Source organism: Mesorhizobium sp. M0016 (assembly GCF_040324035.1).
Taxonomy (GTDB): domain Bacteria; phylum Pseudomonadota; class Alphaproteobacteria; order Rhizobiales; family Rhizobiaceae; genus Mesorhizobium.
Window position 1 is genome coordinate 48619 of record NZ_JAMYVM010000008.1, and the last position, 21573, is coordinate 70191.

The window sequence follows — 21573 nt, forward strand, 5'->3', positions numbered from 1 at the left end:
CGGTTCACCTCTTGACTAGGGTGTTACCGGTCTGTAACTATCCGAATGTTACTTACTGGTAACACCTATGTGGCCTTCCGTCAATAACAAGGCCGTGAACTGGTCCTGCCAGATCACAAAGGGTGAAAATTGCAGGTCATGCGGCTCCGGCCGGTGAAGAGATGAAAACCGGTTCGCGATCATCCGATGCGGGCCGCTGGAATGGAGACGCTCCAATGTCGCAGCGCAAGGATTTGACCATCGATGAAGCCATCCGGGATCCGATGATCCGGCTGGTGATGAAAGCGGACCGCGTCAACCCGCGCGCCTTCGAAGCGATGCTGAGGACCGTTGCCGATGAGCAGGGCCTCAGCGGCGCGGCGCCGTCTTCGTATTTTTTGCAGGACCCGGGTTCGGTGCGCGGCAGGCGGCTGTCCCGGTCTGCCCATTCTTTTAAAGAGGCCGGTTCTTCTAAAGAGGTTTGCGTGTCGTGGTAAATTATTTCATCCATCGTCCGATCTTCGCCTCGGCCATCGCCATCATCATGGTGCTCGCCGGGACGATTTGTTATTTCCTTTTGCCGGTTTCGCAGTTTCCCGACATCACGCCGCCGCAGGTCGTGGTCAGCGCGCATTATCCGGGCGCCAGCGCGCAAGTGGTCGCCGATACGGTGACGACGCCGCTGGAACAGCAGATCAACGGCGTCGAAGGCATGACTTACATGTCGTCGTCGAGCTCCAATGACGGCTCCTCGACCATCACCATCACCTTCGATGTCGGCTATTCCTTGAGCACCGCGGCCGTCGACGTCCAGAACCGCGTTTCGCAAGCCGCCTCGTCGCTGCCGGCGATCGTCAACCAGGGTGGCGTGACGATCAAGAAGCAGAACCCGAATTTCGTCCTCATCGTCAACCTGACCTCGCCCGACAGTTCGGTCGATCCGGTGGCGCTGAGCAACCTCGCCTATCTGCAGGTCGTCGATCCGCTGAAGCGACTGCCCGGCGTCGGCGATGTGCAGATTTTCGGCGAGCGTCGCTATTCGATGCGCGTCTGGCTCGACCCGGACAAGCTCGCCAATCTTGGCATCACCGCTGTCGACGTCCAGAATGCCATCTCGGAACAGAACGTCCAGGTGGCGGCCGGCAAGATCGGCCAGTCGCCGGCGCCCGCCGGCACCGCCTTCGAGATGCAGGTCAACGCCGTCGGCCGCCTGAGCGACCCCAAGGAGTTCGGCGACATCGTCGTGCGCGCCAACACCGGCACCGGCTCGCTGGTGCGACTGCGCGACGTCGCCCGCATCGAGCTCGGCGCGCTGCAATATTCGTCGTCGGCCTTCTTCGGCAAGGACCCGACGGTGGTGCTCGCCGTTTACCAGATGCCCGGTTCCAACGCGCTCGATCTGCAGCAGCACGTCAAGGACAAGATGCAGGAACTGTCGGCCCGTTTCCCCAAGGGCGTCAGCTACGCCATGCACTACGACACGACGCGCTTCGTGTCGGCATCGATGCACGACGTGCTGATCACGCTTGGCGAAGCGCTGGTGCTGGTCGTGGCCGTGGTGTTCATCTTCCTGCAGAGTTGGCGCACGACGATCATCCCGACCATCGCCATTCCGGTGTCGCTGGTGGCGACGATGGTGGTCATGGAAATGATGGGCTTCTCGCTCAACATGCTCTCCCTGCTCGGCATGGTGCTGGCCATCGGCCTCGTCGTCGACGACGCCATCGTGGTGGTCGAAAATGTCGAGCGACAATTGGAGGCGGGCCTCAAACCGCTGGCGGCGACCAAGGCCGCGATGGCCGAGGTCACCGGACCGATCATCGCCACCACCGCAGTGCTGATGGCCGTCTTCGTGCCCGTCGCCTTCATTCCCGGCGTCTCCGGCAAGCTCTACAATCAGTTCGCGCTGACGGTGGCGATTTCGGTCGGCATATCCGCCTTCAACTCGCTGACGCTCAGCCCGGCGCTGAGTGCCGCCTTCCTGCGCCATCGCGGCGAGACGCAGTTCGCCCCATTCCGCTGGTTCAACACGGGCTTCGACAGACTGTCGCATGCCTATGCGCACGGCGTGCGTATCCTCATCCGGCTGCGCTGGATCATGCTCGGTCTGTTCGCGGCCGGCCTGGTGGCCACCTACTTCGTCTGGCAGAAGCTGCCCTCGACCTTCCTTCCGGTCGAGGACCAGGGTTACTTCTTCGTCGTCATCCAGCTGCCTGACGGCGCCTCGCTGGAGCGCACCGACGCGGTGGCCCAGAAGGCGCGCGACATCCTCCAAGCTACGCCCGGAGTCGAGATTGTCGGTTCGATCAGCGGCCTGAACTTCCTGACCAGTGCGGCGCAGTCGAACTCGGCTGTCGAGTTCGCCATCCTGAAGCCGTGGGAAGAGCGCGGCCCCGACCAGAGCGCGTCGAAGCTCGTCGCCGACGTGCGCGGCAAGCTGATGCAGATTCCGGAAGCCTTCGCGCTGTCCTTCGATCCGCCTTCGATCCCGGGTATCGGCACCACGGGCGGCTTCGAATTCGTCGTCGAGGATCTCACCGGGCGCGGCAGTTCAGCCCTCAACGACGCGACGCAAGCCGTGATCGCCGAGGCGCGCAAGCAGCCGGAAATCAACCCGCAGCAGCTGTTCTCGCCGTTCTCGACCTCGACGCCGCAGTTCAACTACGACCTCGACCGCAGCAAGGCCAAACTGCTCGGCCTCAACCTGCCCGACGTCTTCAACACGCTGCAGATCTATCTCGGCTCGCTCTACGTCAACGACTTCAACCTGTTCGGCCGCACCTTCCGGGTGACCATCCAGGCCGACAAGGATGCACGTGCCGACGCAGGCGACCTTTCGCGGCTCTATGTGCGCAACGCCTCCGGCGGCATGGTGCCGCTGAGCACACTGGGCAAACTGGTGCCGTTCGTCGGCCCGGAAACCGTGCCGCACTACAACAACAACGCCTCGGCCACGATCAATGGCGGCGCAGCCCCCGGCTTCTCGTCGGGCCAGGCGGTTGCCGCGATGGAACGGGCCGCCGCCACCGCTTTGCCCAGGGATTTCGGTTTCGAATGGACCGGCATCACCTTCCAGGAGCTCAAGGCAGGATCGATCGCGTCGGTCGTCTTCGGCCTCGCCATCGTCTTCGTCTTCCTGATCCTGGCGATGCAGTATGAGAGCTGGGCGATGCCGTTCATGGTGCTGCTGGCGGTGCCACTGGCCCTGTTCGGCGCCTTCGCAGCCCTGTTCCTGCGCGGCATGCAGATCGACGTCTACTCGCAGATCGGCTTCGTCATGCTGATCGGCCTCGCCGCCAAGAACGCGATCCTGATCGTCGAGTTTGCAAGGCGGCGGCGCGAGGAGGGACTGAGCATTGTCGACGCGGCGATGGAAGCTGCGCGGCTGAGGCTGCGGCCGATCCTGATGACGGCCTTCGCCTTCATCCTCGGCGTGCTGCCGCTGATGTTTGCGACGGGTGCGGGTGCGGCAAGCCGGCAGTCGATCGGCACCACCGTGTTTGGCGGCATGGTCGCGGCGACCATCCTGTCGCTGGTGTTCGTGCCAGTCTTCTACGCGGTCATCGAGCAGCTGCGCGAAGGCCGCGTGCGCAGCGAACCGAACGCTGCTCATGACCAGGACAATAATGAACCGACTGCCGAACCAGCGCCGATGCGCCTGGCCGAAGCAGCCGAATAGAATTGGAGACCAAAATGCGTAAATGGAAAATAGCTTTGGGAACGGCCGTCGCCCTGGGAGCGATCTCGGTGGCAAGCGTCCACTTCCTCGACATGGGCAATCTCAGCCTCAATGCCGGCACGGCGGCAGCGACGGCAGCACCTGCGGCATTCGTCATGCCGGTGCCGGTGACGAGCGTGGTCAAGAAGACGATCCCGATCTACCTTGACTACGCCGCCCGCATCGAGGCGATCCGCAGCGTCACCTTGCAGGCCCGCGTGCCCGGCTATCTGCAGGAGCAGACGGCTAAGGACGGCGCGGATGTGCGCCAGGGTGATCTGCTCTACAAGATCTCGCCTGACGACTTCAAGGCGGCTCTCGACCAGGCCAAGGCCGAAGTGCAGCGCGACCAGGCGAGCCTCGACTATGCGCGCTCCAATCTCGGCCGCGGCTCCGAACTCGCCAAGAGCGGCTATCTGGCCAAGGATGGGTTCGACCAGCGTACGAGCACCTTGCGCCAGGCCGAAGCGTCGCTTGCCGTCAACCAGGCGGCGGTGCGCACGGCCGAGCTCAATTTGAGCTACGCCGAAATCCACGCTCCGTTTGCCGGCCGCGTCGGCCGCAACCAGGCTTCGGTCGGCACGCTGGTCAGCGTCGCCGGCACGGTGCTGAACACGCTGGTGCAGCTCGACCCGATCTACGTCACCTTCAATCCGAGCGAGACGGACCTGGCCGAAATCGAACAGGCCCGCGCCGCCGGCCCGATCGAGGTCGAGGTGCTGCTGCCCGGCGAGACCGAAGCCAGCCAGAAGGGCGAACTCACCTTCATCGACAACACGGTCGACCACTCGACCGGCACGATTACGGCGCGCGCCACCATTGGCAATGCGAAGTTCTCGCTGCTGCCGGGCCAGTATGTCCGCGTGCGGCTGCACATCAAGCAGCTGCCCGACGCGCTGATGGTGCCGCAGGTGGCGCTGGGTTCGAGCCAGCTCGGCAAATATGTCTATGTCGTCGGCAAGGGCAACACGGTCGACCAGCGCATCGTCTCGCTTGGCGCGACCAGCGGCGACCTTGTGGCGGTCCTCAGCGGCGTTGCCGAAGGCGACCAGGTGATAACGGGCAATCTGCAGAAGATCGGACCAGGAATGCCGATCTCGCCGTTGCCCCAGGAGAAACCGGCCAGCTGATAACCCCCATCAGCCCCGGTCCTGCGGCGCCTTCGGCTTCCACGCCGAGGGCGCCGTTTTTTATGGAGCGCCGCACGCCGTTTTTGGAGTAACCGCAAGGCACAAGAATCCGGAACAGACATATTGTAGGATTGTCGACAATCTGCTTGTCTGTTTCCGGCTCTCACTGGAGTGACGGAATGGCCAAGCTGGACTTCAATCCGATCGCGGATACGACACGCCGAGCCGAGATCGTTGCGCTGTTGCGGCGGGCGATCCTGACCGGCCAGCTGGAACCCGGCCAAAAGCTGAGCGAGCTGAGGATCGCTGAGCAGATGCGGGTCAGCCGCGCGCCTTTGCGCGAAGCTATGCGCGAGCTGGTGCAGGAAGGCATCCTGACCAGCATTCCCTATGCCGGCACCTTCGTCATCGATGTCACCGCCAAGGACATTGACGACGCCTACTCGCTGAACAAGGTGCTCGATGAATTCGCCATCGAGCGGACATGGAAGCTGCGCGACCAGCGCTTCTTCGATGAACTCGACCGCCGCCACGAAGCGGTGAAGCAGGCAACGCGCGCGCGCGACACCACCCGCCAGATCGAGACCGCACTGCAATTGCACGGGCTGATCTATGAATGGGCCGACAATTCGGTGCTGCTGGAAACCTGGCAGCGGCTGACCAGCCGGCTGCAGATGTACTTTGCCCTGCACCAGCGGGCCCGCAACGAGCCGGTGCCGGCCGAAGATCTCCACGAAACCTATGTGCGGCTCTTGAAGGGCGCCGACATGCGCGCTGCCCAGCGCCATGCGCGCGAGCATATCGACCTCGATTTCGAAGAGCTGCTTGCCTATGCGCGTGGCCTCGATCAGCGGAACATCGAAGGGCTGACCCTCCTCAACGCCTAGAGACAACGGACAGACAAGTGCAGATCAAAACCATCAAGGCCTATCGCGTCGTGCAGCCCTTCGTGGACGGGCCCTACCGCATGTCAAAGGGGCGGGTTGCAGACTGCTTCGATGCGGTGATCGTCGCCATCACCTCCGACAGCGGCGTGACCGGCTGGGGCGAGATGGCGCCGCTCGGCAATTTCTATTCGGCCGCCTTTCCGGCGGGAACGTGCGCGGGCGTGGTCGAGATCGCGCCGCACCTGATCGGCCAGGACCCGCGTGGCCTCGCCGGCATCGGCCGATTGATGGATACGGTGTTCAAGGGCCATCCTTACATCAAGTCGGCGCTCGACATGGCCTGCTGGGATCTGGCGGCCCGGGCCGCCGACGTGCCGCTGGTGACCATGCTTGGCGGCCGCGAGAGCGACATGGCGGAGACCTACCGCGTCGTCACCCACGGCACGCTCGACCAGATGGCGGCACTGGCCAAAAGGATCATCGCCCAGGGCTGCCGCCGGCTGCAGGTCAAGGTCGGCGGCAATGTGCATGAAGACATCGAGCGGGTGAGCGCAGTCGCTTCGGCCGTGCCGAAAGGCACGGTGATTTTCTGCGACGCCAATGCCGGCTGGACACCCTACCAGGCGCGGCAGTTCGCCGATGCAACGCGCGGCATCGACTACACGTTCGAGCAGCCCTGCACGACGATCGAGGAGAACATGTCGGTGCGCCGCATGCTCGACAAGCCGATGGTGCTGGACGAGAGCGTCATCTCGCTCGAGGCGATGCTGGAAATCCATCGCCTGGGCGCCGCCGACGGGCTGACGCTGAAGATCTCGCGGCTTGGCGGCGTAACCAGGACAAGGCAAATCCGCGACGTCGCCGTCGATCTCGGTTTCATGATCACCGTCGAGGATACGGGCGGCGCCGAGATCGACACGGCGGCGATGGCGCATCTGTCGCTGTCGACGCCGGAAGAACGCCGGCTGCACGCCATCGCCTTCCATGAGTGGGTGACGGTGCGCACGGCCTCCAACGCCCCACCGGTCACCGGCAGCCACATGGGCATTCCCGACGGGCCCGGCCTCGGCATCGATGTCGTGCCCGACCTGCTCGGCAAGCCTTTCCTAGAGATCGGCTGAGATCAAGCGCAGCATGAAGCTGTCACCCCACGAATCCTCCGTGGGAGATTTGATCCTGCAGCCATTCGCCGATTTGCGGGTTGAAATATTTTTCAAATGGAAATAGGAATGTTCAAAATGATGATTTGACGCTGCGGCGCGTCATGACTGGAGGAAGCGATATGGCCCATCCGCAATTTGCAGCGGAACTTCTGCAGCGCGCTGAAGCCCAAGGGCCTATCACCATCGGTCTCGCCGGCGCCGGGCAGATGGGCACCGACATCGTCGTCCAGGTGGCGCTGATGCCGGGCATGCGGATCGGTGCCATTTCCGAGGTGCGGCCGCAAGCGGCGATCGATGCCGCACTGCTCGCCGGCCATGACCGCTCCGACATCGTCCAGGCTGCGAACGCCTCTGCCATCGACCGCGCCATCGAGGCCGGCAAGATCGCTGTCACCGAAGATCTGCATGCGCTGGCCGCGGCCGGCCGCATTGATGTCATCATCGACGCGACAGGCAATCCCAACATCGGCACGCTGTTTGCGCTCGAAGTGATGAAGAACGGCAAGCACATCGTCATGCTCAATGTCGAGGCGGACATTACGATCGGCCGCTTCCTCAAGGAGGAAGCGCGCAAGGCCGGCGTGGTCTACACCGGTGCGGCCGGCGACGAACCCGCCTGCACGCTGGAGATCATCGGCTTCGCCAAGAGCCTCGGCTTCAACATCATCGCCGCCGGCAAGGGCAAGAACAACCCGCTCAAGATCGACGCCATGCCCGCCGACTACGAGAAGGAAGCGGCCGAGCGCAACATGAATGCGCGCATGCTGGTCGAGTTCGTCGACGGTTCCAAGACGGCGATCGAGATGGTGGCTATCGCCAACGCCACCGGGCTGGTGCCCGACGTGCCGGGCATGCACGGCCCGACGGCGACGCTGGAGAAACTGGCCAGCGTGCTTTGCCCGCGCGAGGATGGCGGCGTGCTGCACCGCAAGGGCGTGGTCGACTATTCCATCGGCAAGGGCGTGGCGCCCGGCGTGTTCTGCATCATCGAAACGAGGCATCCGCGCGTGCTGGAGCGCATGGTCGACCTCAAGGTCGGCAAGGGCCCCTATTTCACGATCTACCGTCCCTATCACCTGACAAGCCTTGAAGTGCCACTGTCGGCGGCGCGCGCCGTTGTCTACAAACGCGCCGACATGGAGCCCCTCGACCATCCGGTCGCCGAAGCGGTGGCGGTGGCCAAGAGCGATCTCGGCGCGGGCCAATCGCTCGGCATGATCGGCGAGAACGACTATCGCGGCTTCGCCATGACCTGGGAGGACGCCCGCGCCAAGGGCGCGCTGCCGCTCGGGATTGCCGAACGCGCCAAGGTGGTCAAGCCGGTCAAGACCGGCGACTTCCTTACCTATGAAAATTGTGTACCCGACGATTCGATGGTGATAACGCAGATCCGCCGCCGTCTAGACCAGTCGGATGGACAGTTTGTGACCAACGCCGCCTGAACCTTCGGGATCTCCCTGTGATGGACGATGTCGTTATCGGGATCGATGCCTCGACGACGGCGGTGAAGGCAATCGCCTTCACCCGCGACGGCGCGGAGCTGTTCCAGGCGCGCGAGGCCTATCCGCTGGCCAATCCGAAGCCCGGCCATTTCGAGCAGGATGCCGAACATTGGTGGGCAGCCCTCATCAGTGCGCTGAAGCAGGTTGCCGACAAGGTCGGCGCCGCGCGCGTGGCGGCAATTGCCATAGCCCATCAGCGCGAGACCTTCACCCTGATCGATCAGGCCGGCACGCCGCTCATCCCGGCGATCCTGTGGCTTGACGAGCGCGCCCGGCCTCAAGTCGCCAAGCTGTCGGCCGAGCTTGGCCGCGAGACGATCCGCGACTGGAGCGGCAAGCCGCCGGATCCGACGCCGGCGCTCTATGCCATCGCCTGGCTGGCCGAACACCAGCCGCAGGTGCTGGCCAACGCCGCCGCCCTGGTCGATGTTCATGGCTTCTTCGTTCACCGGCTGACCGCACGGCTGGTTACCAGCACGGCAAGTGCCGACCCGCTCGGCTTGCTCGATGTCGCGACAGGCGAATGGCACCCTGAGCTTGTCGCGGCTGCAGGGCTGCAGCCACGGCAGTTGCCGGCGCTGATCGGCCCAGGCGAAATCTGCGGCGGCCTTGCCGAAAACATTGCCCAGCTGACTGGCCTCAAAGCGGGCACGCCAATTGTCGCCGGCGCCGGCGATGGCCAGGCCATGGGTCTCGGCATGGGCGTCTATGGTGCCGGCAGGAGCTATCTCTCGCTCGGCTCCGGCGTCGTCAGCGGCTGCTATTCCGGCACGGTCACCACATCGGACGCGTTTCGCACGCTGGTCTCGCCGACCGGCTCCGGCTTCATGCTGGAAACCGTGCTGCGCTCGGGCATGCAACTGGTCGACTGGATCGTGCGCACCACCGGCGCGTCTTCCGCGGCAGAACTGGAGAAGGGTGCGGTCGATGTTGCGGCCGGCAGCGACGGTCTTTTGGTCATGCCCTATTGGGCCGGCGTCATGAGCCCCTATTGGGATGGCGCGGCGCGCGGCGCCGTTGTTGGCCTGTCGCTCGACCATGAGCCCAGGCATCTCTTCCGCGCCACGCTGGAAGGCATCGCTTTGGAGCAAGCCATCGCCAGCGAGGCGATGGAGGCCGAAAGCGGCGGCAAGCCGGGAGAGATGATTGCCGCCGGCGGCGGCACCAATTCGGCGCTGCTGATGAAGATCATGGCCAGCGTGCTGGAGCGGCCGCTGTTCGTGTCGCCGGTCAACGAGGCGGCGGCCCTTGGCGCGGCGATGCTGGCGGCTTCGGCGATCGGCTGGTTCGCCTCGGCGGAAGACGCCGCCAAGGCAATGGCGGCGGCGCCGGCCAGGCGTGTCGATCCTGACATGACGCTGGTGCCGGCTTACCGGGCGCGCAAGGCGATCTACCGCGACCTCTATCACGCGACACGCGACATCCACGCGCGGCTCGGTGCGATCTGAGTTCAAGCGCAGCTTGCCTGCGTGAGGCTCCCATGCCCAACCTGCCCAGCTTGCCGATTTTGCGTCCTGCCCGGCCAATGCTAGACTCATCGGGCTCATGAAAGCAGTATTTCACCTTGCCGCCCTGCCCTGGATTGTCGCGCTTGCGGCAGCTCCGATGACGGCGCGTGCGCAGGACGAGCCGCCCTTCGAGGTCACGCTCGACATGGACAATGACGGCAGGATGGATCGGGCCGCGATCGCGGCGGATTCCGACAGCGGGCTGGCGGATCTCTCGATCTATCTGGCTGCCGGCGAAGGAAAGCTCGATCCTTCGCGCAAGCCTGACTTCGTCAAGAAGGCGCTGACGCAGGACCGTATTCTCGGGCTCGAAAGCAAGGGCAAGGGATCGCTTGTCGTCACCTCGTGCTTCGGCTGCGGCGCCAACAAATCATGGGATGCGACGCTGACCATCGTCTGGCGCGGCGGTAAATTCCTTGTCGCCGGCTACAGTCGCGACTGGGACTGGAATGTGCAGAAAGCCGACGGCTCGGTCGAGACGACGCTGGGCGGTTGCGACATCAATTTTCTCACCGGCAAAGGCACCGCTTCAAAGGACCTGGACGACGGCAAACCGGTCGCGGGAAAATTCGTGCCGATCGCACTGGCCGACTGGTCGGACGACAGTCGTCCGGAGCCCTGCGAATTCTGACCGAGGCCGACAGCGCTCAACGGTTGAGCAGGCCTTTGGCCGCATCCTCATCGGTAATGAGCACCGAAACCCTGGTGTTGGCGAGCGCGGCGCGCATGACGGCGACCTTCTCCTGACCGCCTGACACCAGGATGATGCTCGGAATATCGGACAGATCCTGCAGCGGATAGGCGCAGACGCGGCGGTTGACCTCATGGTCGACAGAGTGGCCCTCGGCGTCGATGAAATGGCACAAGAGGTCGCCGACCGCGCCGGCCGCCTGCAATTCCTCGAGTTCGCTCGGTTTGATGAAGCCGTAATTGGCGATCGGGCTGTCCTTGGAAAACGAGCCGACGCTGAGCACGGCGATGTTGGCGCGGCGCGCGCGGAAGACGACATCCTGAACGCTGCGCTGGCTCATGAAGGCATCGCGCTGTTCCGGCTTGTCGGCATAGACCGGCACCGGCAGCAGGAAACATTCAGCGCCGATCTTTTCGGCGAACTCCCAGGCGCTTTCGGTCGGGTTGAGCGGCTGCGCGTGGGTGAGGCCGCCGAGCATCGAGACGACCGTCGTCCTGGCAATCGGCCGCCTCGGCAATTCGTTGATGGCGAATTTCAGCGTCCGGCCCCAGCCCAGCGCAATGACGTCGCCGGCATTGACGTTGTCGGCGAGATAGGCGGCAGCCGCGTGGCCGATCATCAGCGGCGCGTTGCTGCGATCAGCGGCTGATGGCACCACGACCGCCTGGCTGAGCCCGAAACGCTGCTTCAGGCTCTCCTCGAGCTGCACGCATTCGACGACACTGTCGCGAATGCGGAACTGGACAATGCCTTCCTCGCGGGCAGCCGACAGGATCCGGTGCACCTTGATGCGGCCGACGCCAAGAATCTCGGAGATGCGCTCCTGCGTCAGCCCTTCGACATAGTAATGCCAGGCGGCGCGGGCCTTCAGCTCGGCATCGGGGAAGCGCGAGGCCTTCTCATTTTCGACGGTCGCCATGCTCGTGCTCTCCCGCGGCAGATTTCGGAAATCTTTTCCGCAAAGCGCCGCCCCCTGGCCTTCCCTAGGACAAACCGCCCGGTGGCGCAAACCTTCGCCGAATGGCGCAACGGCTCTTGACAATTTTCTAATGAACAGTTTAGCTGAACAAAATTTCATATCAAAGATAAATTGTTCACAGGGAGGTGCCTGGTGAACAAGAGCGGACGGCAGGCCATCGTCGTTTCGCTGACGGAGGAGACGAAGTGGCCGTGAGTAATGATGCAAGCGAGTCGAAGGCTGGCGAGTTGAAAGCCGCGCCCGGCACTCAAGGTGCGACGGCCGCGAAGCTTTCGGCGCTGTTTGCCGGAACCATGGGGCCGCTGATCGGGCTGCTGCTGCTTTGCCTGGCGCTGACGCTGACCACCGACACGTTCCTCACCGTGCGCAACATCCTCAACGTACTTGACCAGATCACGGTGCTCGGCATCATGGCAATCGGGATGACGCTGGTGATCCTGATCGGCGGCATCGATCTCTCGGTCGGCTCGGTGCTGGCGCTGGCCGCCATGGTGATGGGCTTTGTCTCCCACCCCGACTATCTCAATCTCGGCCTTGCGGCCGGCGTCGTCGCAGCACTGGTCGTCGCCGGCCTTTGCGGACTGGTGTCCGGCCTGCTGGTGACCGTCACCCGGCTGCCGCCGTTCATTGCGACGCTGGCGATGATGTCGGTGGCGCGCGGTCTTGCCAACATGATCACCGACGGTTCGCAGATCGTCGGCTTTCCCGACTGGTTCACCAGCCTGTCGATCATCCGCCATTTCGGCTTCCTGTCGGTCACAGTCGGGGTGATGATGGTGCTGGCGATCGTCTTCGCCATCTTCCTCAACTACCGCGCCACCGGCCGCAGCCTTTACGCCATCGGCGGCAGCGCCGAGGTGGCGCGGCTCTCCGGCATTCCGGTGAAGTCGCTGACCAACTGGGTCTATGCCATCTGCGCCGTGCTTGCGGGTCTTGCCGGCATCGTGCTCGCCGCGCGGCTGGATTCGGTGCAGCCGAGTTCCGGCCTGGGCTATGAGCTCGACACCATCGCGGCGGTGGTGATCGGCGGCGCCAGCCTGTCGGGCGGCATCGGCTCGATCGGCGGCACCGCGGTCGGCGTGCTCATCATCGGCGTGCTGCGCAACGGGCTCAATCTGCTCGGCGTCTCGCCCTTCATCCAGCAGGTGGTGATCGGCGTGGTGATCGCGCTGGCGGTCGCCAGCGATACCTGGCGGCGCAGGGCGCGATAGAGAACGGGGCACAATTGAGAATTCGCCCGGAGCGTCCGGGCGATAGACGGATCGGTCGATCCGAAACTGGGATGTTCCAAGGGGCGCGATGCGCTGGCGGGACAGTTTGACTATCAACGGAGGAAAAACATGCTGACCAAACGTTCACTGCTGCTCGCCGCTGCCGCAATCATTCCCCTGCTCGGGCTGACCGACATGGCCTCGGCCAAGGAGGCCAAGAAACTCGGCCTCGCCGTGGCCAATCTGCAGGCCGACTTCTTCAACCAGATCAAGCAGTCGGTCGAAGCCTACGGCAAGGAGAAGGGCATCGAGATCGTCACCGTCGACGCCAAGGGCGATTCAGCGACCCAGGTCAGCCAGGTGCAGGATCTGATCACGCAGAACATCGACGCGCTGATCTACATTCCGGCCGGCGCCACAGCCGCCACCGTGCCGACCAAGACCGCCAAGGCCGCCGGCATTCCGGTGATCAATGTCGACCGCAACGCCGACGGCGCGCCCGGCGACACCTTCATCGCCACCAACAGTGTCGCCTCGGCGCAGGCGGTGTGCGACTACATCGCCAAGCAGGCCGGCGGCAAAGGCGAACTGATCATCATCCACGGCCAGAAGGGCACGACGCCGGAAGTCGACCGTTCCAAGGGTTGCGGCGAAGCGCTCAAGGCCTATCCCGATATCAAGGTGGTCGGCGAATTGTGGAGCGAAGGCTGGCACCAGGACGAAGGTTTCAAGCTGACGCAGGACCTTTTGCAGTCGCATCCCGATGTCTCCATCGTCATCGGCCAGGCCGATGCGCTGGCGCTGGGTGCGGCACAGGCGGTCAAGGTCGCCAATCCCGGCCACAAGGTCTGGGTTGCCGGCTTCGATGGCGACGTGGCCGCACTCAAGGCGCTGAAGGACGGCGTGTTCGACGTCACCGCGACGCAGCAGACGCAAGGCATGGGCCGTCTCGCCGTCGATGCGGCGATCAAGCTGGTTGCGGGCGAGAGCGTTCCGGCCGAACAGCTGCAGGATGCGACGCTGACCACCAAGGACAATGTCGAGCAGTTCATCGCCAAACATCCGTAACAGCCGGCACCGCTTAAGAGAGCGCCACGATGTCCCCTGAGCCTCGCCACAGCGAAAGCCCCCATAGCGGGCTCTTCGTCAACGGCCTCTGCAAGAGCTACGGACCGGTCCAGGTTCTGGCCGATGCGAGCTTCGAGGTGCGGCCGGGCGAGGTCGTGGCGCTGCTCGGCGAAAACGGCGCCGGCAAGTCGACGGTGTCCAACATCATCGCCGGTTCGACAAAGGCCGATTCCGGCACTATCATCTGGCGGGGGAAACCTTATTCCCCCGCCTCGCCTGCCGCGGCAATCGATGCCGGTGTGGGCATGATCCATCAGGAACTGAAGCTGCTGCCGGATCTGTCGGTGGCGGAAAATGTCTATGTCGGGCGCCTGCCGATGCGCGGCGGCCGCATCGACCGCGCGGAGATGAACGCCAAGGCCTCGGCGCAGTTGAAGCGGCTTGGTCTCGACGTCTCGCCCGAGCGCAAGGTGGGCACGCTGCGCATCGCCGCCCAGCAGCAGGTCGAGATCGCCAAGGCGCTGACGCTGAATGCCGAATTGCTGATCTTCGACGAACCGACCGCAGCGCTTGGCGGCGAGGAAACGGAGCTTTTGTTCCAGCAGATCCGCAAGCTCAAGGCGGAAGGCATGTCCTTCATCTATATCAGCCATCGTCTCGACGAGATCGCGCAGATTGCCGACCGCGTGGTTGTGATGCGCGACGGACGCATCGTCGCCCGCCACGAACGCGCCGATATTCCCGTGCGCACAGTGGTGGAGCAGATGGTCGGCCGCTCGGTCGAGCGGATGTTCCCACACTTGACGCCGCCGCGCGAGGAGACGCTGCTCGAGGTCGACAACCTGTCCTCGCCGGAGAAGAGCTTCAACAACGTTTCCTTCTCGGTCAAAGCAGGCGAGATCCTCGGCATTGCCGGGTTGATCGGCGCCGGCCGCACGGAACTGGTGCGGGCGATCGCCGGCGCCGATCCGATCTCGTCGGGCTCGGTGCGCGTTGCCGGCAAATCGGTGCATCTCAGCGGGCCGGCGGCAGCGATCAAGGCCGGCGTCGTGCTGGTGCCGGAAGACCGTAAGGCGCAAGGCGTGGTGCTCGACCAGACCATCGGCGAGAATCTGGCGTTCGGCAATTTCGACCATGTCGCGCCGAAGGGCTGGGTGTTTCCGAAAACGGTGCAGAAATTCGCCGAAGCCGGCATCGCAAGGCTCGGGGTCAAGGGCAAACCTGGCCAGGCGGTCAGCAAGCTTTCCGGCGGCAACCAGCAGAAGGTGATCATTGCCAAATGGGTGTCGCGACCGCCAAAAGTGTTCATCCTCGATGAACCGACGCGCGGCATCGATGTCGGCGCGCGTGCGGCTATCTACGACGTGATCGCCGACCTCGCCCGCTCCGGCATGGCGGTGGTGGTGGTCAGCTCCGACCTCGAGGAGGTGCTGGGGCTGTCGCACCGGGTGCTGGTGCTGAGCCGCGGCCGCCAGCGCGGCATTCTCGACCGCAGCGAGGCGAGCAATGTCGCGGTGATGGAACTCGCCACGAGCTGAGGACAGGAGTCGGAACAAAGCGCAGCAGGTGGTATCCTCCCAAGGACCGGACCGCGCGGGGCGCCAGCAAAGACTGGCGCCCCTTCATTTCAGGAGGGGGAACAACATGAAACTATTCGATCTCAGCGGCGACGTAGCGCTGGTAACAGGCGCCGGCAGCGGCATTGGCCAGGCCATTGCCATCGGGCTCGCCGAAGCCGGCGCCGACATAGCCTGTTTCGGCCACACCTCCAAGGGCGGGCTGGACGAGACGGCGCACAAGATTTCGGCACTTGGCCGCAAGGCGCTGGTGCTGACCGGAACGGTGACGTCGGAGGCCGATCTCGCGTCAGCGATCGAGCGCACCGAGAACGAACTCGGCGCGTTGACCATCGCCGTCAACAATGCCGGCATCGCCGGGGCCGAGCCGGCCGAGACGCTGCCGCTGGAAAAATGGCAGAATATCTACGACGTGAATGTCAGCGGCGTGTTCCTGTCCTGCCAGGCCGAGGCGCGCGCCATGCTGACGCGGCGCAAGGGCTCGATCATCAACATCGCCTCGATGTCGGGCTCGATCGTCAATCGCGGCCTGACCCAGGCGCATTACAATTCGTCGAAGGCGGCGGTCATCCACATGTCGAAAAGCCTCGCAATGGAATGGGCCGATCGCGGCCTGCGCGTCAATGTGGTGAGCCCAGGCTACACGCTGACGCCGATGAACAAGCGGCCGGAGGTCGCCGAACAGATCAAGATCTTCGAACGCGACACGCCCATGGGGCGCATGGCGACGCCGGAAGAGATGGCCGGCCCGACCGTGTTCCTGGCCAGCCGCGCCGCGAGTTACGTCACCGGCATCGACCTGATCGTCGATGGCGGCTTTGTCTGCTGGTAGGAGAAGAAAAGTGCAGAAGCGTTTTGAAGGCAAGACTGCGGTCATCACCGGCGCGAGCGGCGGCATCGGCGCGGCGATGGCGAAGCGCTTTGCCGAAGAAGGTGCCGCGGTCGTGGTCAGCGCCATCGATACCCGCGTCGAGGACGTCGCCGCCGGCCTGAAAGCCGCGGGCGCCAAGGTCGCGTCGATGCGCATGGACGTTACCAGGAAGGATGAGGTCACCGCGCTTTACGACCTCGCCGAGAAGGAATTCGGCCGTGTCGACATTTCGGTGCAGAATGCCGGCGTCATCACCATCGCCCGGATCGAGGCGATGACCGAGGCCGAGTGGGACAAGGTGATGGCCGTCAACACCAAGGGCGTGTTTCTGTGCTGCCAGGAAGCGATCGCGCGCATTCGCAAGCATGGCGACGGCGGCCGGCTGATCAACACGGCATCGGGCCAGGCGCGGCAGGGTTTCATCTACACGCCGCACTATGCGGCGTCGAAGTTCGGCGTCGTCGGCATTACCCAGAGCCTGGCCAAGGAAGTGGCCAAGGAAAAGATCACCGTCAACGCCATCTGCCCCGGCATCATCGACACCGACATGTGGGCCTATAATGACGCAGCGTGGGGCAAGCTGATGGGTGACTACAAGCCCGGCGAGCTGATGGCCGAATGGGTGAAGAACATCCCGATGGGCCGCGCCGGCAGCGGCGAGGACGTGTCCGGCCTGGTCAGCTTTCTCGCCAGCGACGACGCCACCTACATCACCGGCCAAACCATCAATGTCGATGGCGGCCTGATCATGTCGTGAACGTCAGCTCTGGCGGTTGGCAATCGACCAGTCTGAAATTCCGCAGTGCACAGGGCATCAGCCGTTGCGCCGCATGAACGTTGGTATATATAATTTCATCTCATGAAACGGCCTTGGCGGGGATGGGGCTCGCCCGCCGAGACCATGGGACCTTGATGGCTCGCACGTCTGAGAGCGCCGCTGGAGCGGCGATCGATCTGTTGACGATTGCTCACGCAGCAATCCATCCGATGCCATGACGCGGGCCCGCCCGGCATCACATAAACACCAAGTCGAGCAACCATTTCGCCTGCGCAAGTTGCGGCTGCGGCACTGGCTTGGTGCGAACGAGCTTGCGTAACGACCCGCCTTTCCAACACAATCAAGAAAAGACGCAAGAAGGGAACGATCAAGAAATTTCCACATGGTTTGACAGGAGAACAAGCATGTCATTTCGCAGTGTGATTTCGAACCTATCAATGGGAGCCTTGGCGCTTGCCACCGCAAGTGCGCTTACATCACCGGTCCACGCAGCAGCACCTGAATCCAACGACCCGATCAAGATCGCGCTGTTCGACTGGACCAGCGTCAACCTCAACGCCAAGATCCTTGGCGGTATCCTCGAAAAGCTCGGCTATACCGTCGAATATCCGACCGCCGACTACCTCTCCAGCCTGACCACCGGTCTCACCAATGGCGACCTCGATGTCGGCCTGGAGTTCTGGGACACGACGGCCGGCGAGGCGATGAAGGCTTCAGACGCCACCGGCCAGACCGAGCGGCTCGGCAAGCTCGGGCCGAAGGCCAAGGAGGAATGGTGGTTTCCCGAATATATGAAGGAGAAATGCCCCGGCCTGCCCAATTGGGAAGCGCTGAAGGACCCGAAATGCGCCGAGGCGTTCTCGACAGCGGAGACGGCGCCGAAGGGCCGCTATCTCGGCGGCCCGGTAACCTGGGAAGGCTTTGACGACGAGCGCGTCGAGGCGCTGAAGCTGCCCTTCACCGTCATCCATGCCGGCACCGACGCGGCGATGTTCGCCGAGTTGGACTCGGCCTATCAGCGCAAGGCGCCGATCATGCTGTGGATCTATTCGCCGCATTGGGCGCCGGCCAAGTACAAGGGCGAGTGGGTCGAATTCCCGGAGTATACGCCCGAGTGCTACACCGACCCGAAATGGGGCACCAACCCGGATGCCAAATATGATTGCGGCAAACCGCATGGCGAAATCTGGAAATACTCCTGGTCCGGCATGAAGGACAAATGGCCGGTCGCCTACAAGGTGGCCAAGGCGTACACGATCGACACCGATGAGCTCAACAAGATGAGCGGCGAGATCGACCTCGGCGGCAAGACGCCCGAAGATGTCGCCGCCGCCTGGATCGCCGCCCACGAAGCAGACTGGAAAGCCTGGGCGCAGTGATCGCCTGACTGGAAGCCAGACCCGGCCCTAGCGGCCGGGTCTTATCTCCATTTTCCAGAAGGACCATTGGATGACGGAAGCGACTGAACCGCAGGCAACTGGCACGCCGGAGGATGTGCGGCCGATAAAGCTTGCCTGCCGTAATGTCTGGAAACTGTTCGGATCGAACGCGGCCAGCTTCATCCGCGAGCGTGACGGCAAGGCCAGCATGGCCGACATCGCCGCGGCCGGACTGGTCGGCGCGGTGCGCGCCGTCGATCTCGAAATCCGCCAGGGCGAGATTTTCATCATTATGGGGCTGTCCGGCTCCGGCAAGTCGACGCTGGTGCGCTGCATGTCGCGGCTGGTCGAGCCGACCCACGGCAAGGTCGAATTCGAAGGCAACGATCTGCTCAAGATTTCCGATTCGGCGCTGATCGAACTGCGGCGCCATCGCATGGGCATGGTGTTCCAGAATTTCGCGCTGCTGCCGCATCTGAACGTGCTGGAGAACATTGCCTTCCCGCTGAGTATCCAGGGCCAAGACCGGCCGACGCGCGAAGCGAGAGCGCGGGAGGTGATCGATCTCGTGGGCTTACGCGGCCGCGAGCATTTCTATCCGCGCGAACTCTCCGGCGGCCAGCAGCAGCGCGTCGGCATTGCCCGCAGCCTCGCGACCAAGCCGGAGATCTGGTTCCTCGACGAGCCGTTCTCGGCGCTTGACCCATTGATCCGCCGCGAGATGCAGGACGAGCTGATGCGGCTGCAGACCATGCTGCACAAGACCATCGTTTTCATCACCCATGATTTCGACGAGGCGATCAGGCTGGCCGACCGCATCGCCATCATGAAGGACGGCGAGGTCATCCAGATCGGCACACCGGAGCAACTGGTGGTCAATCCGGCGACCGACTATGTCGCCGAATTCACCCGGGATGTCGACCGCGCCAAGGTGATTTCGGCGCGCAGCCTGATGCGTGCCCTGGATGGCTCCGAGCATGGCGGCACGGTTTCGCCCGACGCCAGGATCGCCAGCTTCTCGGCCAGCATCGTCGCTTCGGGAAAACCGTTCGCGGTGGTCAACGGCAGCGGCAAGTCGATCGGCGAGGTGACGCCGCAAGCCGTGATCGGACTGCTGGCCGGCATCGACAAGCAAAGAGCCGGCGCATGACGGTGACTGCAAGCGCCAGCCAAACGAGGCCACCGGTTCAGCGCTGGCTGCTGATCTGGGCGCTGGCGCTGGCCGCCGTGCTGGTGGTATTCCTGCTGCAGGAGAGGCTGCCATGGGCGGTCGACTATCCGGCCGATGCGGTCGTTCCCGTCGCCGACTGGGTCAGTGCGCTGATGCGCTGGATCAAGTCGAACTTGTCCTGGCTGACCCGCTCGATCACCGCGGTGCTCGGCGTTCCCCTCGATTTCGCGCTCGACCTGCTGGCCAAGAATTTCAAGATTGGTCACGGTGCCGATGCCTATGTCCTGCCGCGCCTGTCCTGGATCGGCGTCTGCGTAGCCGCCTTCATCGCCGGGCACGCCGTGGGCGGTAGAAAACTCGGCATGCTGGTCGGCGGCTGCTTCCTCTACACCGCGCTGTTCGGCCAGTGGACCAGCGCCATGCTGACACTGGCACTGATTTCCATCGCGGTGCCGTTCTGCATCGTCACCGGCCTGTTCGCCGGCATCTGGGCGTGGCGCAAGCCATGGGCCGAGCGGCTGATCATCTCCCCTGCCCTCGATTTGATGCAGACCATCCCGACCTTCGCCTATCTCATCCCGATGCTGCTCCTGTTCGGCAACAGCCCGGTCTCGGCGATGATCGCCACCGCCATCTTCGCCACGCCGCCCATGGTGCGGGCAACGATGCTGGGTCTGTCGCGGGTGCCCTCCGAGATCGACGATTTCTCAGAGATGGCCGGCTGCACGGCGCGGCAGAAATTGTGGCGCGTGCAGCTGCCGTCGGCGCGGCCGACACTGATGATCGGCGTCAACCAGGTGATCATGCTGGCGCTGAACATGGTGATCATCGCCTCGATGATCGGCGCCGGCGGCCTCGGCTATGATGTGCTGCTGGCGCTGCGTGCGCTGAAGGTCGGCGAAGCGATGGAAGCCGGGCTCGCCATTGTGGCACTCGCCATCGGGCTCGACCGGTTGAGCCAAGCCATCGCCCACAAACAGGCGAAGGGCCACGTTCAACGGCAGGCGAACCAGAGCTTTTGGCGGCGCTATCCCAATCTGTCGCTGGCCATCGCCATCCTGGTCGTGACGACGCTGCTCGGCCTGTTCGTACCGGCATTCGCAGCGGTGCCGAAGGCGATCACCTTCACCACCGCGCCACTGTGGAAGGCGGCGGTCAACTGGGTGACGATCAACTTCTTCGACGTGATCGAAGCGTTTCGCGTGGCGCTCATCCTCAATGTACTGAACCCGCTGCGCGCCTTCTGCGAAGGCTTTCCGTGGCTCGGCGCAGTGGCCCTGCTCGGCCTCGCCGGCTACCAGCTCTCAGGCCTGCGTCTCGCCGCCCTCGTCGCCGCGCTGACCGCCTTCTGCGCCGTCACCGGCCTTTGGGAAAAGACCATGGCGACGGTTTATCTCTGCGGCATCTCGGCCTTCATCGCTTGCCTGATCGGCATCCCGATTGGCCTGATGGCCGCGCGCAGCGACCGCTTCGAAAAGATCGTCACGCCCATCATCGACACGCTGCAGGTGCTGCCGTCCTTCTGCTTCATCATTCCTGTGGTGATGCTGTTCCGGGTCGGCGACGTCACCGCCATGATCGCCACGGTCGCCTTCGCCGTGGTGCCGGCGATCCGCTACACCAATCACGGCATCCGGCAAGTGCCACCGGCGCTGATCGAGGCGGCGAAGGTTTCCGGTTGCACGCCGCGCCAGACCTTCTTTCGGGTACAATTGCCACTGGCGCTTCCCGAAATCATGCTGGGCGTCAACCAGACGATCCTGATGGCGCTGGCGATGATCATCATCTGCGCCATGGTCGGCACACGCGACCTCGGCCAGGAAGTCTTCATCGCGCTGTCCAAGGCCGATTCCGGACGCGGCATTGTCGCGGGTCTCGCCATCGCTTTCATCGGCATCGTCGCAGACCGGCTGTTCAATGCCTGGACGGCGAAGGCGCGGGCAAGACTAGGATAATTGTTG

The 21573-nt window shown here is 63.9% G+C and carries 17 protein-coding genes; 16 read left to right on the forward strand and 1 reads right to left on the reverse strand.

Annotated elements, in window-relative coordinates:
• The first annotated feature begins 215 nt into the window (after nucleotides 1–215).
• The 8 genes from NKJ88_RS14345 to NKJ88_RS14380 all read left to right on the forward strand — a co-directional run bounded on the left by NKJ88_RS14345 (nucleotide 216) and on the right by NKJ88_RS14380 (nucleotide 10518).
• Nucleotides 216–476: a hypothetical protein gene (locus NKJ88_RS14345; RefSeq protein WP_023704858.1), complete on the forward strand. Its 261-nt coding sequence runs from the start codon at nucleotides 216–218 to the stop codon at nucleotides 474–476.
• Nucleotides 470–3658: an efflux RND transporter permease subunit gene (locus tag NKJ88_RS14350; protein WP_023740663.1), complete on the forward strand. Its 3189-nt coding sequence runs from the start codon at nucleotides 470–472 to the stop codon at nucleotides 3656–3658. The genes NKJ88_RS14345 and NKJ88_RS14350 overlap by 7 nt, the downstream gene beginning before the upstream one ends.
• A gap of 14 nt (nucleotides 3659–3672) precedes the next feature.
• Nucleotides 3673–4827 (forward strand): efflux RND transporter periplasmic adaptor subunit, encoded by a 1155-nt coding sequence (locus tag NKJ88_RS14355; protein WP_023740662.1) that lies wholly within the window; start codon nucleotides 3673–3675, stop codon nucleotides 4825–4827.
• 179 nt (nucleotides 4828–5006) lie between these two features.
• A complete protein-coding gene (locus NKJ88_RS14360; protein ID WP_023687078.1) occupies nucleotides 5007–5714 on the forward strand; it encodes a GntR family transcriptional regulator in 708 nt (235 codons plus the stop codon).
• 17 nt (nucleotides 5715–5731) lie between these two features.
• On the forward strand, nucleotides 5732–6835 hold the full coding sequence (locus NKJ88_RS14365; protein ID WP_352444422.1) for a mandelate racemase/muconate lactonizing enzyme family protein: 1104 nt from the start codon (nucleotides 5732–5734) through the stop codon (nucleotides 6833–6835).
• 161 nt (nucleotides 6836–6996) lie between these two features.
• Nucleotides 6997–8319, forward strand: coding sequence for an NAD(P)H-dependent oxidoreductase (locus NKJ88_RS14370; protein WP_352444424.1), 1323 nt, complete (start codon nucleotides 6997–6999; stop codon nucleotides 8317–8319).
• A gap of 20 nt (nucleotides 8320–8339) precedes the next feature.
• On the forward strand, nucleotides 8340–9827 hold the full coding sequence (locus NKJ88_RS14375) for a xylulokinase (protein ID WP_352444426.1): 1488 nt from the start codon (nucleotides 8340–8342) through the stop codon (nucleotides 9825–9827).
• Nucleotides 9828–9924: 97 nt separating this feature from the next.
• Nucleotides 9925–10518, forward strand: a complete 594-nt coding sequence (locus NKJ88_RS14380; protein WP_352444428.1) for a hypothetical protein — start codon at nucleotides 9925–9927, stop codon at nucleotides 10516–10518.
• Nucleotides 10519–10534: 16 nt separating this feature from the next.
• On the opposite strand, the gene NKJ88_RS14385 is transcribed toward NKJ88_RS14380, so the two are convergent.
• Nucleotides 10535–11497, reverse strand: coding sequence for a sugar-binding transcriptional regulator (locus NKJ88_RS14385; protein WP_352444430.1), 963 nt, complete (start codon nucleotides 11495–11497; stop codon nucleotides 10535–10537).
• Nucleotides 11498–11784: 287 nt separating this feature from the next.
• Here NKJ88_RS14385 and NKJ88_RS14390 point away from each other — a divergent pair, with 287 nt between their 5' ends.
• The 8 genes from NKJ88_RS14390 to NKJ88_RS14425 all read left to right on the forward strand — a co-directional run bounded on the left by NKJ88_RS14390 (nucleotide 11785) and on the right by NKJ88_RS14425 (nucleotide 21567).
• Nucleotides 11785–12768 carry an ABC transporter permease gene (locus NKJ88_RS14390; RefSeq protein ID WP_050587411.1) on the forward strand — a complete coding sequence of 328 codons (984 nt, stop codon included), beginning with the start codon at nucleotides 11785–11787 and terminating at the stop codon, nucleotides 12766–12768.
• Nucleotides 12769–12897: 129 nt separating this feature from the next.
• A complete protein-coding gene (locus NKJ88_RS14395; RefSeq protein ID WP_352444432.1) occupies nucleotides 12898–13836 on the forward strand; it encodes a sugar ABC transporter substrate-binding protein in 939 nt (312 codons plus the stop codon).
• 29 nt (nucleotides 13837–13865) lie between these two features.
• Complete coding sequence (locus NKJ88_RS14400; RefSeq protein ID WP_352444434.1) at nucleotides 13866–15374, forward strand: sugar ABC transporter ATP-binding protein; 1509 nt, start codon at nucleotides 13866–13868, stop codon at nucleotides 15372–15374.
• A 106-nt stretch (nucleotides 15375–15480) separates the two neighbouring features.
• Nucleotides 15481–16245: an SDR family oxidoreductase gene (locus NKJ88_RS14405; RefSeq protein ID WP_352444436.1), complete on the forward strand. Its 765-nt coding sequence runs from the start codon at nucleotides 15481–15483 to the stop codon at nucleotides 16243–16245.
• The gene (locus tag NKJ88_RS14410; RefSeq protein ID WP_352444438.1) at nucleotides 16223–17041 is read left to right on the forward strand and encodes an SDR family oxidoreductase; all 819 of its coding nucleotides are present in this window, start codon (nucleotides 16223–16225) and stop codon (nucleotides 17039–17041) included. Before NKJ88_RS14405 ends, NKJ88_RS14410 begins: the two co-directional genes overlap by 23 nt.
• A gap of 425 nt (nucleotides 17042–17466) precedes the next feature.
• Nucleotides 17467–18441: an ABC transporter substrate-binding protein gene (locus tag NKJ88_RS14415; protein ID WP_023732157.1), complete on the forward strand. Its 975-nt coding sequence runs from the start codon at nucleotides 17467–17469 to the stop codon at nucleotides 18439–18441.
• Between the two features lie 70 nt (nucleotides 18442–18511).
• Complete coding sequence (locus tag NKJ88_RS14420; protein ID WP_023668534.1) at nucleotides 18512–19591, forward strand: quaternary amine ABC transporter ATP-binding protein; 1080 nt, start codon at nucleotides 18512–18514, stop codon at nucleotides 19589–19591.
• On the forward strand, nucleotides 19588–21567 hold the full coding sequence (locus tag NKJ88_RS14425; protein WP_352444440.1) for an ABC transporter permease: 1980 nt from the start codon (nucleotides 19588–19590) through the stop codon (nucleotides 21565–21567). Before NKJ88_RS14420 ends, NKJ88_RS14425 begins: the two co-directional genes overlap by 4 nt.
• Nucleotides 21568–21573: the final 6 nt, after the last annotated feature.